The organism is Tenacibaculum sp. AWR4_210 (genome assembly GCF_056160945.1).
This window is the reverse complement of record NZ_JBSWYF010000051.1, coordinates 1-442: the sequence shown is the minus strand read 5'-3', so window position 1 is coordinate 442 and position 442 is coordinate 1. Positions and strand designations below refer to the sequence as shown.

Annotated in this window: 1 protein-coding gene; it reads right to left on the bottom strand. The window is 69.9% G+C overall.

Translation table 11 applies throughout. From position 1 onward, the window contains the following. The coding region (locus ACXAG7_RS19975) for a hypothetical protein (protein WP_476667927.1) at nt 1–442 on the bottom strand (442 nt) is incomplete at both ends.

Sequence of the window (442 nt, the reverse complement as noted above, 5' to 3'; positions counted from 1 at the left end):
CCTCGAAGGAGGTGGCATTTTCCAGCCCGGTGAGAGGGTCCTTGCGCAGACGCCGCTGCAGATGCGCCGCATGACGCCCCAGCGCCGCCAAGTCGCGCGCCATGGCCAGCTTGCCGCGGCGCTCGGCCAGCAGCGACGCCAGCAGCGCGGTGAAATGAAGCGCCGCCTGTTCAGCCTCATCCGCGCCGGTGCGCGCGGCGTCAAAGCCCAGCAGGATGTCCCCCAGCACAAGCCCGCAGGGGCCGGTGAAGCTGCGCTGCACGAAGCGATAGCGGGTCCCCTCGACCTCCTGCAGCGTGGTGTTCGCCGTGTCCCGCGCAGTTCCCAGCGCAGGTGCCGAACGCGCCAGTGTCGCGGCGCTGCCAAGCGGCTGCACCCGAGCCTGTGCCATATGCTGCATATGATCGGCCAATGGCCCGCTCAGCGGCGCGGCCAGACATAC